The sequence below is a fragment of the Streptomyces sp. NBC_00005 genome (assembly GCF_045160215.1).
Taxonomy (GTDB): Bacteria; Actinomycetota; Actinomycetes; order Streptomycetales; family Streptomycetaceae; genus Streptomyces.
The window spans coordinates 1,675,883-1,694,306 of the sequence record NZ_CP108316.1 but is presented as its reverse complement, the minus strand read 5'-3'; the positions used below and the strand labels follow the sequence as shown (position 1 = coordinate 1,694,306).

General features: G+C 71.0%; 16 protein-coding genes. 2 read left to right on the top strand and 14 right to left on the bottom strand.

Annotation, left to right across the window (positions count from 1 at the left end):
• Window positions 1-148: 148 nt before the first annotated feature.
• The gene (locus tag OG303_RS08180; protein WP_405866292.1) at window positions 149-964 is read right to left on the bottom strand and encodes an SAM-dependent methyltransferase; all 816 of its coding nucleotides are present in this window, start codon (window positions 962-964) and stop codon (window positions 149-151) included.
• 240 nt (window positions 965-1,204) lie between these two features.
• Between OG303_RS08180 and OG303_RS08175 the strand changes: the two genes are divergently transcribed.
• Entirely contained in the window at window positions 1,205-2,470 is a 1,266-nt protein-coding gene (locus OG303_RS08175) for an extracellular solute-binding protein (protein WP_405866290.1), read from the top strand.
• A gap of 66 nt (window positions 2,471-2,536) precedes the next feature.
• Here OG303_RS08175 and OG303_RS08170 read toward each other — a convergent pair whose 3' ends face one another.
• The 6 genes from OG303_RS08170 to egtA all read right to left on the bottom strand — a co-directional run bounded on the left by OG303_RS08170 (window position 2,537) and on the right by egtA (window position 8,543).
• Window positions 2,537-3,229: a polysaccharide deacetylase family protein gene (locus OG303_RS08170; RefSeq protein WP_405866288.1), complete on the bottom strand. Its 693-nt coding sequence runs from the start codon at window positions 3,227-3,229 to the stop codon at window positions 2,537-2,539.
• Complete coding sequence (locus tag OG303_RS08165; protein ID WP_405866286.1) at window positions 3,226-3,900, bottom strand: glycoside hydrolase family 11 protein; 675 nt, start codon at window positions 3,898-3,900, stop codon at window positions 3,226-3,228. Before OG303_RS08165 ends, OG303_RS08170 begins: the two co-directional genes overlap by 4 nt.
• A 260-nt stretch (window positions 3,901-4,160) precedes the next feature.
• Window positions 4,161-5,123 (bottom strand): L-histidine N(alpha)-methyltransferase, encoded by a 963-nt coding sequence (gene egtD, locus OG303_RS08160; RefSeq protein WP_405866284.1) that lies wholly within the window; start codon window positions 5,121-5,123, stop codon window positions 4,161-4,163.
• Window positions 5,120-5,911, bottom strand: a complete 792-nt coding sequence (gene egtC / locus OG303_RS08155; RefSeq protein ID WP_405866282.1) for an ergothioneine biosynthesis protein EgtC — start codon at window positions 5,909-5,911, stop codon at window positions 5,120-5,122. The genes egtD and egtC overlap by 4 nt, the downstream gene beginning before the upstream one ends.
• Window positions 5,911-7,245: an ergothioneine biosynthesis protein EgtB gene (gene egtB / locus OG303_RS08150; RefSeq protein WP_405866280.1), complete on the bottom strand. Its 1,335-nt coding sequence runs from the start codon at window positions 7,243-7,245 to the stop codon at window positions 5,911-5,913. The genes egtC and egtB overlap by 1 nt, the downstream gene beginning before the upstream one ends.
• Complete coding sequence (egtA, locus tag OG303_RS08145; RefSeq protein ID WP_405866278.1) at window positions 7,242-8,543, bottom strand: ergothioneine biosynthesis glutamate--cysteine ligase EgtA; 1,302 nt, start codon at window positions 8,541-8,543, stop codon at window positions 7,242-7,244. The genes egtB and egtA overlap by 4 nt, the downstream gene beginning before the upstream one ends.
• 290 nt (window positions 8,544-8,833) lie before the next feature.
• Here egtA and OG303_RS08140 point away from each other — a divergent pair, with 290 nt between their 5' ends.
• Complete coding sequence (locus tag OG303_RS08140) at window positions 8,834-9,658, top strand: TIGR02452 family protein (protein WP_405866276.1); 825 nt, start codon at window positions 8,834-8,836, stop codon at window positions 9,656-9,658.
• A 46-nt stretch (window positions 9,659-9,704) separates the two neighbouring features.
• On the opposite strand, the gene OG303_RS08135 is transcribed toward OG303_RS08140, so the two are convergent.
• The 7 genes from OG303_RS08135 to OG303_RS08105 all read right to left on the bottom strand — a co-directional run bounded on the left by OG303_RS08135 (window position 9,705) and on the right by OG303_RS08105 (window position 18,153).
• Window positions 9,705-11,162 (bottom strand): dihydrolipoyl dehydrogenase family protein, encoded by a 1,458-nt coding sequence (locus OG303_RS08135; RefSeq protein WP_405866274.1) that lies wholly within the window; start codon window positions 11,160-11,162, stop codon window positions 9,705-9,707.
• A 5-nt stretch (window positions 11,163-11,167) separates the two neighbouring features.
• On the bottom strand, window positions 11,168-13,111 hold the full coding sequence (locus OG303_RS08130; protein ID WP_405866273.1) for a Na+/H+ antiporter NhaA: 1,944 nt from the start codon (window positions 13,109-13,111) through the stop codon (window positions 11,168-11,170).
• A gap of 12 nt (window positions 13,112-13,123) precedes the next feature.
• Complete coding sequence (locus OG303_RS08125) at window positions 13,124-13,585, bottom strand: VOC family protein (RefSeq protein ID WP_405866271.1); 462 nt, start codon at window positions 13,583-13,585, stop codon at window positions 13,124-13,126.
• Window positions 13,586-13,881: 296 nt separating this feature from the next.
• Complete coding sequence (locus tag OG303_RS08120) at window positions 13,882-15,606, bottom strand: MOSC domain-containing protein (RefSeq protein ID WP_405866269.1); 1,725 nt, start codon at window positions 15,604-15,606, stop codon at window positions 13,882-13,884.
• Window positions 15,607-15,649: 43 nt separating this feature from the next.
• Window positions 15,650-16,519 (bottom strand): DUF427 domain-containing protein, encoded by an 870-nt coding sequence (locus tag OG303_RS08115; RefSeq protein ID WP_405866267.1) that lies wholly within the window; start codon window positions 16,517-16,519, stop codon window positions 15,650-15,652.
• Window positions 16,520-16,570: 51 nt separating this feature from the next.
• Complete coding sequence (locus OG303_RS08110; protein ID WP_405866265.1) at window positions 16,571-17,290, bottom strand: SDR family oxidoreductase; 720 nt, start codon at window positions 17,288-17,290, stop codon at window positions 16,571-16,573.
• A complete protein-coding gene (locus tag OG303_RS08105; protein ID WP_405866263.1) occupies window positions 17,290-18,153 on the bottom strand; it encodes an alpha/beta fold hydrolase in 864 nt (287 codons plus the stop codon). The genes OG303_RS08110 and OG303_RS08105 overlap by 1 nt, the downstream gene beginning before the upstream one ends.
• Between the last annotated feature and the right edge of the window lie 271 nt (window positions 18,154-18,424).

The following is an 18,424-nucleotide window of genomic DNA, read 5'->3' as shown; positions in this document are numbered from 1 at the left end:
GGAAACCGTGTTCGGCAAGATCGTCCTATCGCTACTGGATCGCCTCGCGCTCGACGCAGGCCCTGCACCCTCTTAACGTTCAGCCGACGGGTCACCGTTCACTCCGGTGTGCGACCGGAGTGAACAACTGCGCCCCGTTCGCGCCGCATCAGGGCTTTCGGGCCAGGCCACCGTGCTCGCCGATGGGCTCCGCGGTCCGGGAGGCCGGCTCCGGACGCCAGAGGGGGACCGATACGACGCCGGGGTCCAGGAGGTCCAGGCCGTCGAAGTACGCCGTCATCTCGTCGACGGTGCGCAGGTTGTACGGGACGGCGCCGCTCTCGTTGTAGGCGTCCTGGGCCTGTTCGAAGACCGGGTCGATGCCCCGCGAACCGTCGTTGACGCACAGGTAACTGCCGGACGGCAGCGCCTCCATCAGGCGGTTCACGAGGGAGCGGGCCCGGTCGTGGTCGGCGACGTGGCCCAGGATGTTGCTGAGGACGAGGGCGGTGGGGCGGGTGAGGTCCAGCGTCTCGGCGGCGGCCGCCAGGATGCGCTCCGGATCGAGCACGTCGGCGTCGACATAGGCGGTCGCTCCTTCCGCCGTGGAGTGGAGCAGGGTGCGGGCCTGGGCCAGGACCATCGGGTCGTTGTCGACGTAGACGATCCGTGCCTCGGGGGCGATCCGCTGGGCGACCTCATGGGTGTTGTCGGCGGTCGGCAGGCCGGTTCCGACGTCCAGGAACTGCCGTATGCCCGCCTCGGAGACCAGGTACGTGATGGTGCGGCGCAGGAAGGCGCGGCTGCTGCGGGCGATGGTGACGATGCCGGGGAAGACGGCGGTGTACGCGTCGCCGGCTTCCCTGTCGACGGGGTAGTTGTCCGTCCCGCCCAGCCAGTAGTTCCAGATACGGGCCGAGTGCGGTACCGACGTGTCGATCTTCTGGTGCGCAGCCGGTCCGGGCGTGGTCGCATGGTCGGTCATGGGTGGCGTCCGTCCTTCAGCCGGGGCGTGGATTGTCAGACGCCCAACGTAGGCCCCAACCCCCGTGCCGCATGGGCCAGTTCACACTTCTGGGTGAGGCTCAAGCGCGGCGACGGTCCTGGACGCCCCTTGACGCCCGACATTGGTCCATACCAAAATCCGGCACACCCGTACGAGCCGTGCGCTCGTCCCCCACGTCGGGCCCGTTTCCCCTGTCCGTCAGACAGAACAGGACCCCTCGTGAGACGTCGTCGCCTTCTCGCTCTCGCATCCGTCGGTCTCGTCAGCGCCTGCGGGCTCCTGCCCCAGGGCAACGACCGGCGCACCGTCACCGTGTGGCTGATGAAGGACAGTGCCTCCCAGGACTTCCTGCGCCGGTTCACCCAGGCGTTCGAGCGCGCGCACAAGGACCTGCGCCTGGACATCCGCATTCAGCAGTGGACCGGCATCGGCCAGAAGGTGCAGAACGCGCTGGACGCCGACACCGGGCACGGGCCCGACGTCATCGAGGTCGGCAACACCCAGGTCCCGCAGTACGTGGAGCGGGACCGGCTGCTCGACCTGACCCTGGAGTCGACACTGCGCTGGGGGAACCAGGACTGGCTGCCCGGCCTCGCCGAACCGGGACAGTTCCTGTCCCACCAGTACGGCATCCCCTGGTACGCGGCCAACCGCGTCGTCATCTACCGCAAGGACCTGTTCGCGCAGGCCGGCATCAAGACCCCGCCCCGCACCCGCGAAGAGTGGCTCGCCGCGACCGAGAAGCTCAACTCCGGCGGGAACCAGGGCATTTACCTCGCCGGACAGGACTGGTACACGCTCGCCGGCTTCATCTGGGACGAGGGCGGCGAACTGGCGGACGACGGGGACGGCGACGGCGAGGGCGGTGGCTGGCGGGGCACGCTGGACACCCCGGCCGCCCTGCGCGGCATGGACTTCTACCGGCGCCTGCACTCGCTCGGCGACGGCCCGGCCCGCTCCGACGAGGAACACCCGCCGCAGGCAGGCGTGTTCGCCAAGGGGCGGGTGGCACAGATCGTGGCGGTACCGGGCCTCGCCCAGGTCGTCCTGCAGCAGAACCCGGACCTGAAGGGCAAGTTGGGCTTCTTTCCCGTGCCCGGCAAGACCTCCGCCAGGCCGGGCGCCGTCTTCACCGGCGGCTCCGACCTCGTCGTACCGAACAACACCGGTGAACAGGACGGCGCCGTCGCCGTAGTCGCCGCGCTCACCGGTGCCACGTGGGACACCGAACTGGCCCGGACCATGAACTACGTCCCCAACAAGAAGACCCTCGCCAAGTCCGTCGCCGGCGAGAAGGGCGCCGCGGCCATGGCGGCCGGAGCCGCCCAGGGGCGGGCGACCCCGGCCACGCCCCAGTGGGCCGCGGTCGAGGAGGACAACCCGATCAAGGAGTACATGACCAAGGTGCTCACGGGATCCGACCCGGTGACCGAGGCCCGGCGGGCCTCCCGGCGCGTCACCGAGATCCTGAGCCGTCTGGACTGAGGGTGCCTGGCCGGAGCCGCAGGACGAGGTGCGGACCACTGCCCGGCCAGGCCGTGGCGGGTCGGGTCAGGCCGCCGTCGGGGCCACGGCACGACCGGTCTGCGGGGAGATCATGCCGGCGCACAGACCGCGGGCGGCCAGCCCCTGCGCGATGCGCGGGATCGCGGCGACAGTGTTGGCGGGCCAGTCGTGCATGAGGATGACCTGGCCGTTGGTGAGCCGGCCGGCGGCCGCCACGATCGCGTCGGTGGTGGCGCCGTTCCAGTCCTGCGAGTCCACGTTCCAGAGGATCTCGGTCAGCCCGTACTTGGCCTCGACCGCCTTCACCGTGGAGTTGGTCTCGCCGTACGGCGGGCGGAACAGTTTCGGCGTGCCGCCGCCCGCCGCTGCGACGGCCGCCTGGGTGCGGGAGATCTCCGAGTCGATCTGCGGCTGGCCGAGGGTGGTCAGGTGGGGGTGGGTGTAGCTGTGGTTGCCGACCCACATGCCCGCGGAGACCTGGGCCCTGACCTGGGCCGGGTAGGCGGCCGCGTACTGGCCCTCGTTGAACATGGTGGCCCGCAGCCCCTTCCGCGTCAGCGCGCCGAGCAGGGCCGCGGTGTTGCCGGACGGGCCGTCGTCGAAGGTGAGTCCGACGTAACCGTTGCAGGTGGCGGCCTGGGCGGTGGTGGGCTGGAGGGTGAGGGTGCCGGTGGCGGCCAGTGCGACGGCGGCGAGGGCCGTCGTCAGGGGCCGTGACGATCCTTGTACGCCGCTCATCCCGACACCGTGATGTTGGAGCTGCCGCTGCTCTGGTAGCCCTCGGTCGCCATGATCATGTAGTAGCTGAAGCTGCCGAGGGGCATCCCGGCGCCGGCCCAGGCGTTGAAGTGGTTGGCGCTGGTGATGGTGCCGCCGACCCGCTTCGACCGCCGCACGCTCCAGTACTGGTTGAAGGTCTTGGTGCCCTCGACGGACGGGGCGTTGTATCGCGTCGTCTGGTAGATGTCGTACGTGCCGCCGTCGCTGGTGACCGCGCCCTTGTACGTCCCCGTGGGCCGGTAGGTGCCCCAGCTGTCGACGATGTAGTACTCGACGAGCGGGTTCGACGTCCAGCCGTACAGGGCCAGGTAGCCGTTGCCGGACGGGTTGAAGCTGCCCGAGTAGGTGACGTTCCTGCGCGCGCCGGTGCTCCAGCCCTTGCCGGCCACGAAGTTGCCGGTGTTGCTCCAGCTGGTGCCGTAGTTCCCGCCGGAGCCCAGGGTCATGGAGACCGTGCCCTGCGCGTCGGTCCAGAACGAGTAGTAGAAGCCGTTGTTGGTGCCGGTCTGGTTCGTGGTGATCACCGTGGCGGCGCGGGCGGTACCGGGCAGCGCCAGCGCGGCCGTGGTGCCCAGTAACAGGCCGCAGGCGGCCCTTCGGCTCATCGGGTGTGCGGGTGTGACGCTCATGCGGGGGTTCCTCCTCATGGTCCGAGGCCGTTGTTGTGGTCCAAGAGTGTTGGCCTGTCCCCGTCAAGCGTCAACAGTTTCGGCAATGATCGCGAAACATTCGTTGCGCTGCCCTGTGCTCATTTCAGGAGAAGCGCATGCAAGAGATCGAATCGGGAGTAGAAATCTCGAATGTTTCGAAGCATTTCCGGACCGCGACTCGCATAAATCAGGGCAGGTACCGAAGCCGGTACCTGCCCTGACTCAGCTGTGTGCTGCGATCACTCCGCCACGCTCAGCGACAGCGCGAACCGTCCCTCCTCGTCCGTCCACCAGTGGGCCAACTCCAGTCCCGCCGCCGACAGTTCGGCGCGTACGCCTTCCTTGCGGAACTTGGCCGAGATCTCGGTGCGCAGTTCCTCGCCCTCGGCGAAGTCGACGGCGAGGTCCAGTGCGGGGACCTTCACCGTCTGCGTCGTACGGGAGCGCAGGCGCATCTCGATCCACTCGTTGCCGGAGTCCCAGAGGGCGACGTGGTCGAAGGCGCCGGGGTCGAAGTCGGCGCCCAACTCGCGGTTGACGACGGTCATGACGTTCTTGTTGAAGGCGGCCGTCACGCCGGCCGCGTCGTCGTACGCCTCGACCAGGACCTTCTCGTCCTTGACCAGGTCCGTGCCGAGCAGCAGCGCGTCGCCGGGGGAGAGCAGACCGCGGATCGAGGCCAGGAACGCGGCCCGCTCGACCGGCAGCAGGTTGCCGATCGTGCCGCCGAGGAAGGCGATCAGCCGGGGGCCCGGCGTGTCCGGCAGCGTCACGCTCGCGGTGAAGTCCGCGATCAGCGCGTGGACCTGGAGGCCGGAACGCTCGGCGACGAGCGCCTGCCCGGCCTGCGTGAGCGCGCTCTCGCTGACGTCGACCGGGACGTACGTGTGCAGCTCGGTCAGGGCGTCCAGCAGGTACCGCGTCTTCTCCGACGACCCCGAGCCGAGCTCGACCAGGGTGCGGGCGTGCGTCGCCGCGGCGATCTCGCCGGAGCGGGCGATGAGGATCTCCCGTTCGGCGCGTGTCGGGTAGTACTCGGGCAGCTCGGTGATCTGCTCGAACAGCTCGCTGCCGTGGGCGTCGTAGAACCACTTCGGCGGCAGCGTCTTGGGCGCGCCCGTGAGGCCGTACTGGACGTCGGCGCGCAGGGCGGCGTCCGTGGCGTCCTCGGGCAGGGTGCGGGTGAGAAGGAACGGACTCACGTACGGGGCTCCTTCGGCAGTGCGGGTGCCAAGGCGTCGCTCGGCTCCTTGAGGGGGGTGAGCAGCACGTCGGTGCGGCTCGCGGCGAGGAGGGTGTGGTCGGGGACCTCCTGCCAGTGCGGGTCGTCGTCGTAGGGCTCGGACGCCACGACGGTGCTGCGGCCGGGCTGGGACAGGTACCAGAGGGTGTCGCCCCAGGTGGTCGCGGTGATGCTCTCGCCGTTGGTGAGCAGCAGGTTGAGGCGGGAGCCGGGGGCCGCCTCGGCGACCTCCACGACCGTGTCGGCCAGCGCCTGCCCCTCGTCGTCACCACCGCGCAGCCGCGCCAGGACCAGCGCCCACACGAGCGCCGAGTCGTTGCGGGCCTCCAGCGACAGCACGTCGACCGCGGGCAGACTCTGCACCAGGGGCGCGAGCGACCCCGGCCATCCCTTCACCGCACCGTTGTGGCTGAACAGCCAGGGCCCGGTGGCGAACGGCGCCGCCGCGGCCTCCGCGTCGGCGCCCGCCCGGGTCGCATCGCGTACGGCGCCCAGCAGGGCCCCGGTGCGCACGACGCGGGCCAGGTCGGCGAAGGACGGGTCCCCCCAGATGGGCCCGGCACGGCGGTACCGGGCCGGGGTCGGGTCTCCCTCGGCGTACCAACCCACCCCGAAACCATCGGCGTTGACCGTCCCGTACCGCTGCCGCCGTGGCGCCCACGACTGGCGGTACAGGCTGTGCGCGGGCTCCACGAGAACCTTGCCGAGCAACTCCTCCGGTCCCAGATACGCCAGGTGACGGCACATCAGACGTCCCCCGCGGACCGGGCGGTGCGGAACCCGGAGAAGATCTGCCGCCTGATCGGGTAGTCCCAGTTGCGGAACGTCCCCCGGCAGGCCACCGGGTCCACGGCGAACGAACCGCCGCGCAGCACCTTGTGCTCGGGCCCGAAGAACACCTCCGAGTACTCCTTGTACGGGAAGGCCTTGAACCCCGGGTACGGCTGGAGGTCGCTCGACGTCCACTCCCATACGTCGCCGATCAACTGCCGTACGCCGAGCGGCGATTCGCCCGCCGGGTAGCTGCCGGCCGGGGCCGGGCGCAGATGCCGCTGGCCGAGGTTGGCGTGCTCCGGTGCCGGGTCCGCATCACCCCACGGATAGCGCATCGACCGGTCGCCCGCGGGGTCGTGCCGGGCGGCCTTCTCCCACTCGACCTCGGTGGGCAGCCGCCGCCCGGCCCAGCGGGCGTACGCGTCGGCCTCGTACCAGCAGACGTGCAGCACGGGCTCCTCGGGCGGCACGACCTCGGTGACCCCGAAGCGGCGCCGCAGCCACTGCTTGCCGTCACTGCGCCAGAACAGCGGCGCGTGGATGGAGTGCCGGCGGATGTGCGCCCAGCCCTCCGGCGTCCACCAGCGCTCGTCGTCGTAGCCGCCGTCCTCGATGAACGCCTGGTACGCGGCGTTCGTCACCGGAGTGGTGTCGATGTGGAACGGCGCCACCTCGCGCCGGTGCGCCGGGCGTTCGTTGTCCAGCGCCCAGGGCTCGGTGGAGGTGCCCATGGTGAACGGGCCGCCGGGGACCAGGACTTCGGCCGGTCCGGTGAACAGCGGCGCCGGTTCCGGGTCCGGGGCGGTCAGGGCCTGCGGGCCCTTGCGGAGCTGATGGGTGATCAGCATCGTTTCGTCGTGCTGCTGTTCGTGCTGCGCGATCATCCCGAAGGCGAAGCCCGCCTCCGTCAGACGCGTCCCGTGGAAGTCCGTGCTCTCCAGCACGTCCAGGGCTCGGCCGCGCACGTCCGCCGCGTAGGTGCGGGCCTCGGCGGGCGGCAGCAGGGGCAGCGAGGGCCGTTCGGAGCGCGGGTGCTCGAAGGCGTCGTAGAGGCCGTCGATGTCGGGGCGCATCGCCTCGCGGCCGGCGACGCCCCGCAGCAGCCACAGCTCCTCCTGGTTGCCGATGTGCGCCAGGTCCCAGACCAGCGGGGACATCAGCGGTGAGTGCTGTGCGGTCAGGTCGGGCTCCTCGACGCAGCTGGTCAGGAGCGTGGTGCGGTCGCGGGCTGTGACGAGCGTGGTCAGCGCCCGCTCCCGGAGCGCCTCCGCGTCGACAGAGGGTTCGTCGATGGCGGGGTCGGTCATGTGCGGATGTCCTTCCCGTGCGGGCGCCGGTCCGTACCGCGCACCCGGTCCAGCAGGTCGTCTGCGGGGCAGCGCCCCTGGATGACATAGCGGTCCAGGTACGCCCTCACGGCGTCCGTGACCTGGGTGGTGGCGCCGAGCCGGGGCAGGGCCTCCAGCGCCGCCGTGAAGCAGACGACGGCCGCCTCGTGCAGCTCGGGGTCGGCCATGCCGTACCGGGCCGCGTCGATCCACAGCGGATTGTGCGGCGCCGGCAGCGAGAGGGCCCGCTCGGCCAGCGGCTTCACGGTGCGGTAGGCGGTCTCGGCGGCCTGGGGGTCGTCGAAGAGCGCCGTCGTCACGGCGAGCGGGACGATCCACCCGTCGTCGCCTGGCTGCGCGTCGATCATGCGCATCTCGAGGAACCCGCGCGGTCTGACCGGCGGGAACAGGGTCGTGATGTGGTAGTCGAGGTCCTCCCGGGTCGGCGGCCGCGGTGCGCCCGACCTGGTCCATTCCCGGAAGGTCAGGCCCTCCGGGACGTCCCAGGGCCCGCTGTCCCGTCGTACGCACATCACCGGCGCGTCCAGGACGTGCCGGGCCCAGGCCGCGCGCGGGTCCCCGTTCAGCGGGGGCGCGCCCGCCCGGTCGGCGCCGATCTCGATCCACAGCAGCTGCCGGGTGGAGCGCCAGCCCGTGGGCTGCCGTCCGGCCAGCGGGGAGTTGGCGAAGGCGGCCACCAGGACCGGGCCCAACTGGTGCGCCAGCCACCAGCGCCGCCCGTGGCCGAGGGGGCCGGGCTCCTCGTATCCGGCGTCCAGGCAGACCTGGACGGAGGCCGAGGTGCACATCATGCGACGACCGGAGGGGCCCGAACGGTCCAGGCAGGCCTCCAGGGCGTCGTAGCGCGGTTCGTGCAGGAACCGGCGGGGTGGGTGCCAGGGGTCGTGTCCGATGCCGACGAGGCCGAGACCGTGCTCGCGCAGCGTGGCGCGGACGGCGTCGAGGTCGGCGGAGACGGTACCGATGCACTCCATCAGGGAGGTGGCGGGCGACGAGCTCAGTTCCAGCTGGCCGCCGGGCTCGATGGTGAGCGCCGACCTCAGAGGCACGGTCCCCAGTGCGGCGTAGGCCGCTTCGAGTCGTTCGGGTGTCACGGGGAGCTGCGGTGTGCGCAGCTCGTGGACGAGCCATTCCACTTCGACCCCGACGTTGCGGGGTGGGCCGGTCTTGAAACAGATGCCCCGGACCAGGGCCTCCACCTCGGCCGCGGTGAGGGCGGTGCGGGACTCCGTACAGTCGCTTACTGAATCTGACATGTCCGGAAACCTCCTTGGAATCGACCGGGTCACCGGCCGGGCCTGTCAGGCGCCCGAACGGCGACACTCGTCCCACCCAAGACCCTCACGCCGCATCGCACAAGGGTGCGTATCGGCATGTTCCGGCTCGGTAATCTCCTCGTTCCGAGCGTTTCCTGCGGCTTTCCCGGGTGTTCGCGGACGCGGAAAACTCTGTTGCACCGCATGTCCAGCATCGCCCAGGATGCGGTCATGAGCACGACGGGGGAGCGCGCACGGCGCGTGAGCATGGCGCCCACGGGGGTGGCGCCATGAGCGCGCGCCTGCGTGGCATCGCGCAGCAGACGGAGCAGATCGTGGCGGCGGGGGCGTATCACGCGTCCGACGGGCGCGCGGTGCCCATCGCCCCGGCGGTCGAGGCGGCGCGGACGGGCACGCGGATGTACGGGCCCGGTCCGGTGCAGGTGCCGTCAGTCTCTCCCGCCGACACGTTCTTCGAGGTCACCGGCGAGAGCAGCCTGGAGGCGGCCCGCAGGCTCGGCCCAGAGGTGGCGGTCCTGAACTTCTCCTCGGCCCGCAACCCCGGCGGCGGCTACCTCAACGGCGCCCAGGCGCAGGAGGAGGCCCTGTGCCGCGCCTCCGCGCTGTACACGTGCCTGATCGAGGTCCGGGAGTTCTACGACCACCACCGAGCCCACCGCGACCCGTTCTACACGGACCGTGTCATCCACTCACCGGCGGTGCCCGTCTTCCGCGACGACCGCGGCCGCCTCCTGGACGAGCCGTACACCGCCGGCTTCCTGACGGCAGCGGCGCCGAACGCGGGCGTGATCAGGCGTACGGCGCCGGAGCGCGCCCCCGAACTGCCGCGGGCCCTGGCCGTCCGCGCCGAGCGGGTGCTGGAGACGGCCGCGGCCCACGGCTACCGCAGGCTGGTGCTGGGCGCCTGGGGCTGCGGAGTCTTCCAGAACGACCCGGCGCAGGTGGCGGGCGCCTTCCGCGCGCTGCTCGGCCCCGACGGCCGCTTCGCCCGGACCTTCGAGCACGTGGCGTTCGGGATCCTGGACCGCACCACGGGCAACACGGTCCGAGGAGCGTTCGTACGGGCGTTTCCGGAGCGTCAGCTCCAACCGTAGGGCGCGGTGGGTGCGCCTGGCGCATGGTGTGCGCGGGGGATGGGGTTCAGTCGTGGGCGTGTTGGTGGGCGGCGAGGAGGAAGAGCCAGATCTCGCTGACGGTGGGGAAGCAGGCGATCGCGTGCCTCAGCCGCTTGAGCGGTACCTGGCCGGCGACCGCGACGGTGGCCGAGTGCAGGAGTTCGCCGACCCCCGGGCCGACGAAGGTCACTCCGAGCAGGACGTCCCGGTCGAGGTCGACGACCATCCGGGCGTGGCCCTGGTAGTTGTCGGTGTGGAGGTTGGCGCCCTGGGCGGCGTTGAAGTCGACGTCGATGGTCTTGATGCGGTGGCCGGCGCGGGCCGCCTGCTCGGCGGTCGGGCCCACCGCGGCCGCCTCGGGGTCGGTGAAGAAGACCTGGGGGACGGCGTGTTGGTCGGCGGTGGTGGCGTGGTCGCCCCAGGGGGCGTCGTCCACCGGGCGGCCGGCCGCGCGGGCGGCGATGGCGTCACCGGCGGTGCGGGCCTGGTACTTGCCCTGGTGGGTGAGCAGGGCGCGGTGGTTGACGTCGCCGAGGGCGTACAGCCATCCGCCGTCGATGCCCCGGACCAGGCAGGTGGTGTCCACGTCCAGCCAGGAGCCGGGGGCGAGTTGGACGGTGTCCAGGCCGATGTCGTCGGTGTTGGGGGTGCGGCCGATGGCGAACATGACCTCGTCGGCCTCCAGTTCGCTGCCGTCGTCGAGGGAGAGCGTGACGGGGCCGGTGGGGTCCGGACGGCGCAGGGCGGTCACCTGTGTGTCGGTCCGTACGTCCGCGCCTGCCTGGGTGAGGCCGTGGGTGACCAGTTCGCCCGCGAAGGGTTCCATGCGGGGGAGCGGGCGGTGGCGGGCGAGGAGGGTGACGTGGGAGCCGAGGCCCTGCCAGAGGGTGGCCATCTCGACGCCGACCCCGCCACCGCCGACGATGGCGAGGCGGTCGGGGACGGTGCTGGAGTCGGTGCCGTGGCGGTTCGTCCAGGGCCGGGCCTCCTGGATGCCGGGGACGTCGGGCAGGACCGGGCGGCTGCCGGTGGCGACGGCCACCGCGTGGCGGGCGGTGAGGGTGTGGCGTCCGCCGTCGTCCCGGGTCACGGTGACGCTGCGGGGGCCGTCGAGGCGGCCGTGGCCGCGGAAGAGGTCGGTGCCGATCGACTTGACCCACTGGGCCTGGCCGGTGTCGTCCCAGTCGGAGACGTAGCGGTTGCGGCGGGCGAAGACGGCGTCGGTGTCGATGTGGCCGGTGACGGCCTGCCGGGCGCCGTCCACACCGCGGGCGTCGGCGAGTGCGATGACCGGCCGCAGCAGCGCCTTGCTGGGCACGCAGGCCCAGTAGGAGCACTCGCCGCCGACGAGTTCCCGCTCCACGACGGCCACCGTGAGGCCGGCGGCGCGGGCGCGGTCGGCGACGTTCTGGCCGACCGGGCCGGCACCCAGCACGATCACGTCGTAGCTCGCGTGTTCCTGGTTCTCAAGTGTCTCGGTCATGGCTGTTACCTCGCTTCACGATCCGATGTGTCGAGGGCGAACACCTGAGCCCGCGCCTCCTGGATGACCTTGTTCAGCGTCGCGAGGTCCTGCGGCCCGTCGTGACGCCGTTCGTTGACGAAGAAGGTCGGCGTGCCCGCCACGCCACTGCGATCGGCCGAGTCGACGTCCTGTGCGACTCGGGCCGCGAAGGGGTGCCGGTTGAGATCACGGCGGAACTGGTCGACGTTCAGGCCCAGTTGGGTGGCGTAGGTGATCAGGCCGTCGAACTGGAGATTCCTCTGGTTGGTCAGCAGCAGGTCGTGCATCTGCCAGAACCTGCCCTGAAGGGCCGCGGCCTCGGCGGCTTCCGCGGCGAGTTGTGCGTGCGGGTGGACGTCGTTCAGGGGCAGGTGCCGCCAGATGTACCGGATGTCGGCGTTGGCGGCGAGCAGCTCTCGCGCTGTCGGGGCGGCCATCTGGGTCCACGGACACTCGAAGTCGCCGTACTCGACCACGGTGACGGCGGCATCGGCGGGCCCGCGGACGTGGTCCCGTGCCGTGTCCACCGGCGCGACGAGGTCACTGAGCTGGCGGACGGTGCCCAGCAGCGCACGCGTACGGACCGGGGCGGGCAGGAGCGCGATGAACCGGAAGACCAGCAGGGTCAGCAGGGACGCGCCGAGCGCCGCCGCGAGCACGCCGAGCTTCGCCTCGCCCAGGGCTTCGCCGGTGAAGGCGAGGTCGGCTATCAGCAGCGAGACGGTGAACGCGATGCCCGAGATCGTGCCGCTGCCGAGAACGGCGGCCCAGCCGACCTGGGGCCGCACCGCGCCGCGGCTGGTCCGGGTGATCACCCACGACGCGCCGGTCACCGCCAGGGGCTTGCCCACCACGTAGGCGAGGAAAATCCCGATGGTGATCGGTGAGGTGACCGCCTCGGTGAGTACCCGCGGGCCGACCACGATGCCGGCGTTGGCCAGCGCGAACGCGGGCACGATCAGGTAGCTGGTCGCTCGGTGGTACGTGTGCTGCAGGCGGGCATTGGCCGACAGGGCGCCGGTCAGCCCTTTCGTCGCCGAACGGGCCAGCTCCGGCGAGGGCTGCTCCCGGAACAGGCGGACCAGCGTGGTCGCCTCTTCCAGCTCGTCCCTTCTCGGCACGTACGCCGAGGTCGCCAGGCCCACGGCCAGCCCGGTGACCACCGGATCGATACCGCCGGCCAGCAGCGCGCCCCACATGATCACGGCGAGCGCGGTGAAGACCGGCTTGCGGCGCCGGTAGGGCAGCCGGGCGCCGGCCAGGACGCCCGCATAGGCCAGGACTGCGACACCGAGCCCGAGGAACCTGATGTGACCGGTGTAGGCCAGGGCGATGACCACCAGGGCGACGACATCGTCGACCACGAACACCGTGAGCAGGAACGTCCGGATGCGGTCGGGCACGCCCCGGCCCGCCACCGCGAAGACGCCCAGCGCCAGGGCGGTGTCGGTCGACATCGCGGCACCCCAGCCGTATGCGCCGACGCCGGAGTGGTTGATCGCGAGGTAGATCAGTACGGGCACGGCCATGCCGGCCAGTCCGGCCGTCACCGGAAGGATCAGCCGCCGCCGGTCCCGCAGTTCGCCAAGGTCGAACTCGCGCCGCGCCTCCAGCCCGACCACCAGGAAGAACAGCGTCATCAGTCCGCTGTTCACCCAGCCGCGCAGATCCAGACTCGTCGACAACGGACCGACGCGCACCGGGAGTTCCCACGTCCAGAAGGCCTCGTACCCGGCCGGTGTGACGTTGGCCCAGACAAGGGCGATGCCGACTGCCGTGACGAGGACCCGGGCGCTGGACGACTCGGTCTGCAGGAACGCGCGCAGCGGACTGGTCGAGGTGCTGGGCATCATCGTGCGGCCGACACCCGTGCCCGTGCCCGCGTCGGCCGGTCCCGGCAGTCGTACCGATTCCTGATCGTGGGTCATGACACTCCTGAATCATGCGGGGGGCTGTGCGTCCGTGGCGTTCTCCGCCCGCCCGTGGCCGATTTCCTGCAGCATCCAGGTGTTGCCGTCCGGGTCGGCGAAGTCGGCGAGGCTGGCGTAGTCCCGGCGTTCGGGGTCGCAACCCGGCGCCCAGTCACCCGTCCAGTCGTCGACCGGTGACTTGTGCCGGATGGCGCTGACCTTGACGCCGCGGTCGGTGAGTTCGCGGTGGGCGGCTTCGATGTCGGTGACGGTCAGGTAGGTGGCGCGTGCCGATCCGGGTGAGGCGTCGCTGAGCCCGGCACCGATCTGTATCGAGCAGGCCGAGCCCGGCGGTGTCAGCTGCACCACGCGGAAGCTGTCCGCCGGGTGGTAGTCGACGTCGAGCGTGAATCCGGCCTGCCGGGTGTAGAAGGCTGCGGCCCGGTCGATGTCGTTGACGGAAAGGGTGACGACTTCGAGCTTGTAGTCCATGCGGTACCTGCAGGGTCGGTGGGTGGGCGGGGGTTCACCGGCGTGGGACCGCGCGGTGGTGTGGCAGACGGCGAGCAGCCCAGCGGGCCGCCGTGCGTATCGCCCGGACTGCGGCGCGCCGGAAGCCGCCGGCGGCGTCTGTCTCGTTCGGTGACCGGGGGATGTGGATGGCCGGTATCGGGCCGACGGCGGGCGTGACGGCGACCGGATCCGGCCCGAAGTGCGCGGAGGCGGTCCGGTCTGCGTCCTCGATTCCCTTTGGCTGAGGGGCTGGTGTGGTCATGGCGGTCACTGCCTCACATGTCCAGGACGATGTCGGTACCCGGCCGCGCGCAGCAGATGAGGACCTCGCCGGCGGGCGGGGGCTCGAGCGGCAGGGGGGAGTAGGTGACGTCGCCGGAGAGAAGAGGGGTCGCACAGGTGTGGCACACGCCGGTGCGGCAGCTCCAGCGGGCGGGAACGTCGCAGGCGTCGGCGAGTTCGAGCACGTCGCGCCCTCTGTCGGGGAACGGCACGGAGATGCCGCTGCGGGCGAAGGTCACCAACGGGCCGGTACCGGGCGGCCCCGAGGGCTGGTGGGGCGGCCGGCCGGCCTGCCCGGTGAGGCCGGGGTTGATGGACGGCAGAGCTCCGAACAACTCGGTGTGGATGCGGGCCGGGTCGAGCCCGGCCGCGGTGAGGGCGGCCTGCATGTCTGCCATGAAGGAGGCGGGGCCGCAGACGTAGGCGATCGCGTCGGCCGGGACGGACAGGGCGGTCACCTTGTCTTTGCTGAGGCGTCCGACGCCGGCGTGGGAGCGACGCCGTTCCTCGTGTGTGGCCCCGCTGTAGAACAGATGCTCGCGGGCGTGCGGCAGCGAGGTGAGCAGGGCGTGCGCTTCGGCGGCCAGTGGATGTTCCCGCGGCCCGCGAGCGCCATGGATCCACCAGATCTCGCGGTCACTGCCTTGTGCGGCGAGCTCGTGCAGCATGGCCAGCACCGGGGTGAGGCCGATGCCGGCGGAGACGAGGAGAACCGGGGCGGTGCCTTCGGCGAGGACGAAGTCGCCGCGCGGAGCTGCGACTTCGAGGACCGCGCCCGGTTGCAGCTTCGTGGTCAGGTAGCTGCTCGCGGTGCCGTGCGGCTCGTGTTTGACGCTGATGCGGTACCCGTCGGCATCGGGCACCGAGGACAGCGAGTAGCTGCGCACCGGGGCGGTCCGGCCGACGCCGGGGATCCGCAGTGTCAGGTACTGGCCCGCGTGAGCAGCCGGGAGCCGCGTCCCGTCGGGGGCGGTCAGGTGGATCGAGGAGACCGTCGCGCTCTCGGGCGTGACTTCGGACACCCGCAGCGTCCGGAAGCCGCTCCAGGCTGGGCTGTTGTCGGCACCTGACGCCTCGTCGGCATCGAGCAGCTCACGGAACGAGCCCTGCCAACCGGGGCTCAGGGCGGGGATGTCCAGGGCGAGACGCAGCGTGGCGGGGTCGCGGTCGGGGAGATAGAGAAGTGCGTCGGTGTCGGCCACGCTCAGCTCGCCGGGCCCGGTCCTGGTCTGCACGATCCCGTCGCCGGCCTGGATGCGTCCCTCGCGGACGACCCGCATGTAGAAGCCGGGACGGTGATGGCTGACCAGCAGCGCGGGCAGTTCGGGTTCGCCCAGGCGCAGGCCGACGCGGTAACAGGTGACCCGCGGCTGGGTGACTTCGAACTCGGCCTCGCCGATGCGGTACCGGTCGCCGATGCAGACCTCGTCGTCGAGCAGGCCGTCGACGGTGAGGTTCTCCCCGAACTGGCCGTAGCCCAGGTCGTCGCGTCCGAAGTGCCGCTGCCAGTGCCGGTAGGACTGGATCTGGTAAACCAGCACGGCCCGTTGCTCGCCGCCGTGCCCGGCGGTGTCGCCCTGCCCGTCGCCGTCGATGTTGAGCCGGCGGACCATCGCAGGGCCGTGCACCGGGTACTTCCACACGCCGGTGTGGACGGTCCTGCCCTCCCAGTTGACGTCCTTCGGCATGCCGACGTTCACCGACAGCAAGGTGGGCATCGGTCGCTCCTTCCAGTGGTGACCGCCGGTCCGGCGGCACCTGTCACGGCCGCCCGACGACGGTCGTCTCGTCGAGATCGAGGTTGCGGTCGACGCCGTGCGACACGACGGTCTGGCCGGGTTCCAGCCTCTGCCTGACACCGTCGAGATGCACCTCGATCTGGTCCGGCTCGAACGACACCAGCCCGGAGATGCGCCCTACCTCGCTCCAGGCGTCTTCGTACGACCACGCCGCGCGATGGGCGCCGCCGATGTCGTAATAGCTGGCAAGGCCCTTGTACGGGCAGAACGTCTGGCCCTCGACCGGGGTCAGCGCGGACTCGTCGACATCGGCCCGCGGGACGTACCAGCGGGGTGCGAACCCGGACTCGTACAGGACCAGGGGGCGGGTGGAGTCGGCGACGACCTGGTCGCCGCTGCGGACGACCAGATGGCGGCTGGTGGTGCGGATGTCGATGCGGTGGTAGTTGTCGGCCGCATGGCCGACGATCCGCTCGTCCTCCTCGTAGAAGGCGTCCATGGCTCGCCAGGCGAAGGCGACCCGGCCCTTCAAGTCCCCGGCGTAATCGGGTAGTTCGGTGTGCTGCCAGGCGGCGCGCTGCTTGCTCTGCGTCCCGGCGCGGACGGTGTACCAGGACGTCGGCCCGAGGTCACGGTGCCGGGTGGTGTGCTCGCCCGGCTCCAGGACGCCGGCGGTGACGTCGCCGAGCGGGAAGTAGGCCACCGGATAGCGGCCGGGCTCGTGCAGCAGCACGACGTCTTCGCTGTCGGCGATCCATGCGTCGCCGAACCGGATCCGCATGCGGCGGCGCAGTGGTTCGGCGAACAGCATCCGTTCGGGCAGCGGATCGGGTACCAGGAACCGGCCGACCGCTGCGGGGGCGAGCGGTCCTTGTTGCCAGGAAAGGCCCATCGTCTCGTTCCTTTCGGCTCGGCCCGCTTGGGGCGGGCCCCGCGAATGAGGTCAGGTGAGCGGCTCGCCGCCGTCGATGTGCAGCGTCACGCCGGTCAGGAAGGTGCTGGTCATGGCGAACAGGACGGCGTTGGCGATGTCGTCGGCCGTGCCGATGCGCCGTGCCGGGTTGCGGGCGCCGATGTCGGCGAAGTAGTCCGCCTTGCCCTGTCCGCCGAGGGCGTCCCAGGCGCCGGTGTCGATCACGCCGGGGGAGATGGCGTTGACCCGGACCGGAGCCAGTTCAAGGGCGAGGGAGCGGGCCAGGATGTCGGCGGCGCCGTTGGTGATGGCCACGGCCAGGGTGCCGACCGCGATCTTTGCCGCGGCGACGCCGGAGAAGAGAGTGAACGACCCGGCCTCGCCCGTACGGGGGCCCAGGTGCTTGGCCAGCAAGAGCGGGCCGATCACCTTGGTGTCGAACGAGAGCCGCACCGCGTCCCGGTCCAGGTCGGCGAGGCGGCCGCGGGCGCGGGCCGAGGCGGTGGACACGACATGGTCGACGGTGCCGAGCCGCTTGCCGAGGGCGGCGATGGAGGCTTCGTCGGTGAGGTCGACGGTCTCGGTGCTGATGCCGGGTTCGCCTGCGTAGGCCTCGGCGAGGGTGCGCTGATCGCGGCCGGCGGCGATGACGCGGGCTCCCGCGTCCCGGGCGGCGACGACGACAGCACGGGCGATTCCGCCGCCCCGCCCGATGACCAGAACGGTCTCGTCCTTGAGGGGCCCGGTCATCACAGTGCCCTTTCGAGGAAGCCGCGGATGCTGCCCGCGGCGGCGTCGAGATGGCTTTCGAGCAGGAAGTGGCCGCCGTCGAGCAGGAGGATCTCGGAGCCGGGGGCGTCGTCGGCGAAGGCGAGTGCGCCCTCGTGTTGGAAGATCTCGTCGTTGCGGCCCCAGACGGCGAGCAGCGGTACCTGGCTGTCGCGCAGGTAGGCGTGGAGTTTCGGGTACATCGGGATGTTGCCGGCGTAGTCGGCGAACAGGGCCAGCTGCACCAGGTCGTTTCCGGGCCGGGACAGCAGGGCGAAGTCGTGGTACCAGGTGTCGGGGCTGACCAGGCTCTGGTCCGCGACGCCGTGCAGGTACTGCCACCGGGTGACCTCCAGGGTCAGCGCCTGGCGCAGTGCCGCCTCGGTTTCCGGGTTCTGGTCCTGCCAGTACGCGCGTACCGGCTTCCAGAACTCCTCTGCGAACCCGGCCTCGTAGGCGTTGCCGTTCTGGCTGATGATCGCCGTGACCGCGGTCGGGTCGGCCAGCGCGAGCCGCCAGCCCACGGGTGCGCCGTAGTCCTGGACGTACAGGGCGTATCGGCTGATGCCGAGCTGCGCGAGCAGGCCCGAAGTGAGGTCCGCCAGGGCGTCGAAGGTGTAGTCGAACTCGTCCACGGGCGGCGCGTCGGACAGGCCGAAGCCCAGGTGGTCCGGGGCGATCACGTGATAGCGGTCGGCCAGCAGCGGGATCAGGTTGCGGAACATGAACGAGCTGGTGGGGAAGCCGTGCAGCAGTACCACGGTCGGTGCGTCGGCCGGCCCCGCTTCCCGGTAGAACAGCCGCTGTCCGCGGACGGTTGCGTAACGGTGATGGATGGTCGTCATGTCTGCTCCGCTCGGTGTCAGGTCGGCTCTACGGTCGACCTTCTAACTCCTGTGTGAGGTGTAAGTGGTTATAGGTGGAGCCAACCATTGGGGTGTATAACCTGTCAAGTGGAGTTGAGTGGTTAGCCTGGTGATTGGTGTCCGCCGCTATCGGCGCGACGGCCCAGTCATTGCTCATGGCTCACTTGCAGCCTGTGGCCGACAGGTGTGGGGCCGCATCCGCCACTGGCTGGCCATCACGGCCAGTGCGCCGGCCGGAGGGGAGGCACTA

Coding starts and splice junctions, on each gene's coding strand:
- OG303_RS08180 (WP_405866292.1), bottom strand. CDS start 964: ATGACCGACCATGCGACCACGCCCGGACCGGCTGCGCACCAGAAGATC.
- OG303_RS08170 (WP_405866288.1), bottom strand. CDS start 3,229: ATGAGCGGCGTACAAGGATCGTCACGGCCCCTGACGACGGCCCTCGCC.
- OG303_RS08165 (WP_405866286.1), bottom strand. CDS start 3,900: ATGAGCGTCACACCCGCACACCCGATGAGCCGAAGGGCCGCCTGCGGC.
- egtC (WP_405866282.1), bottom strand. CDS start 5,911: ATGTGCCGTCACCTGGCGTATCTGGGACCGGAGGAGTTGCTCGGCAAG.
- egtB (WP_405866280.1), bottom strand. CDS start 7,245: ATGACCGACCCCGCCATCGACGAACCCTCTGTCGACGCGGAGGCGCTC.
- egtA (WP_405866278.1), bottom strand. CDS start 8,543: ATGTCAGATTCAGTAAGCGACTGTACGGAGTCCCGCACCGCCCTCACC.
- OG303_RS08140 (WP_405866276.1), top strand. CDS start 8,834: ATGAGCGCGCGCCTGCGTGGCATCGCGCAGCAGACGGAGCAGATCGTG.
- OG303_RS08135 (WP_405866274.1), bottom strand. CDS start 11,162: ATGACCGAGACACTTGAGAACCAGGAACACGCGAGCTACGACGTGATC.
- OG303_RS08130 (WP_405866273.1), bottom strand. CDS start 13,111: ATGACCCACGATCAGGAATCGGTACGACTGCCGGGACCGGCCGACGCG.
- OG303_RS08125 (WP_405866271.1), bottom strand. CDS start 13,585: ATGGACTACAAGCTCGAAGTCGTCACCCTTTCCGTCAACGACATCGAC.
- OG303_RS08120 (WP_405866269.1), bottom strand. CDS start 15,606: ATGCCCACCTTGCTGTCGGTGAACGTCGGCATGCCGAAGGACGTCAAC.
- OG303_RS08115 (WP_405866267.1), bottom strand. CDS start 16,519: ATGGGCCTTTCCTGGCAACAAGGACCGCTCGCCCCCGCAGCGGTCGGC.
- OG303_RS08110 (WP_405866265.1), bottom strand. CDS start 17,290: ATGACCGGGCCCCTCAAGGACGAGACCGTTCTGGTCATCGGGCGGGGC.
- OG303_RS08105 (WP_405866263.1), bottom strand. CDS start 18,153: ATGACGACCATCCATCACCGTTACGCAACCGTCCGCGGACAGCGGCTG.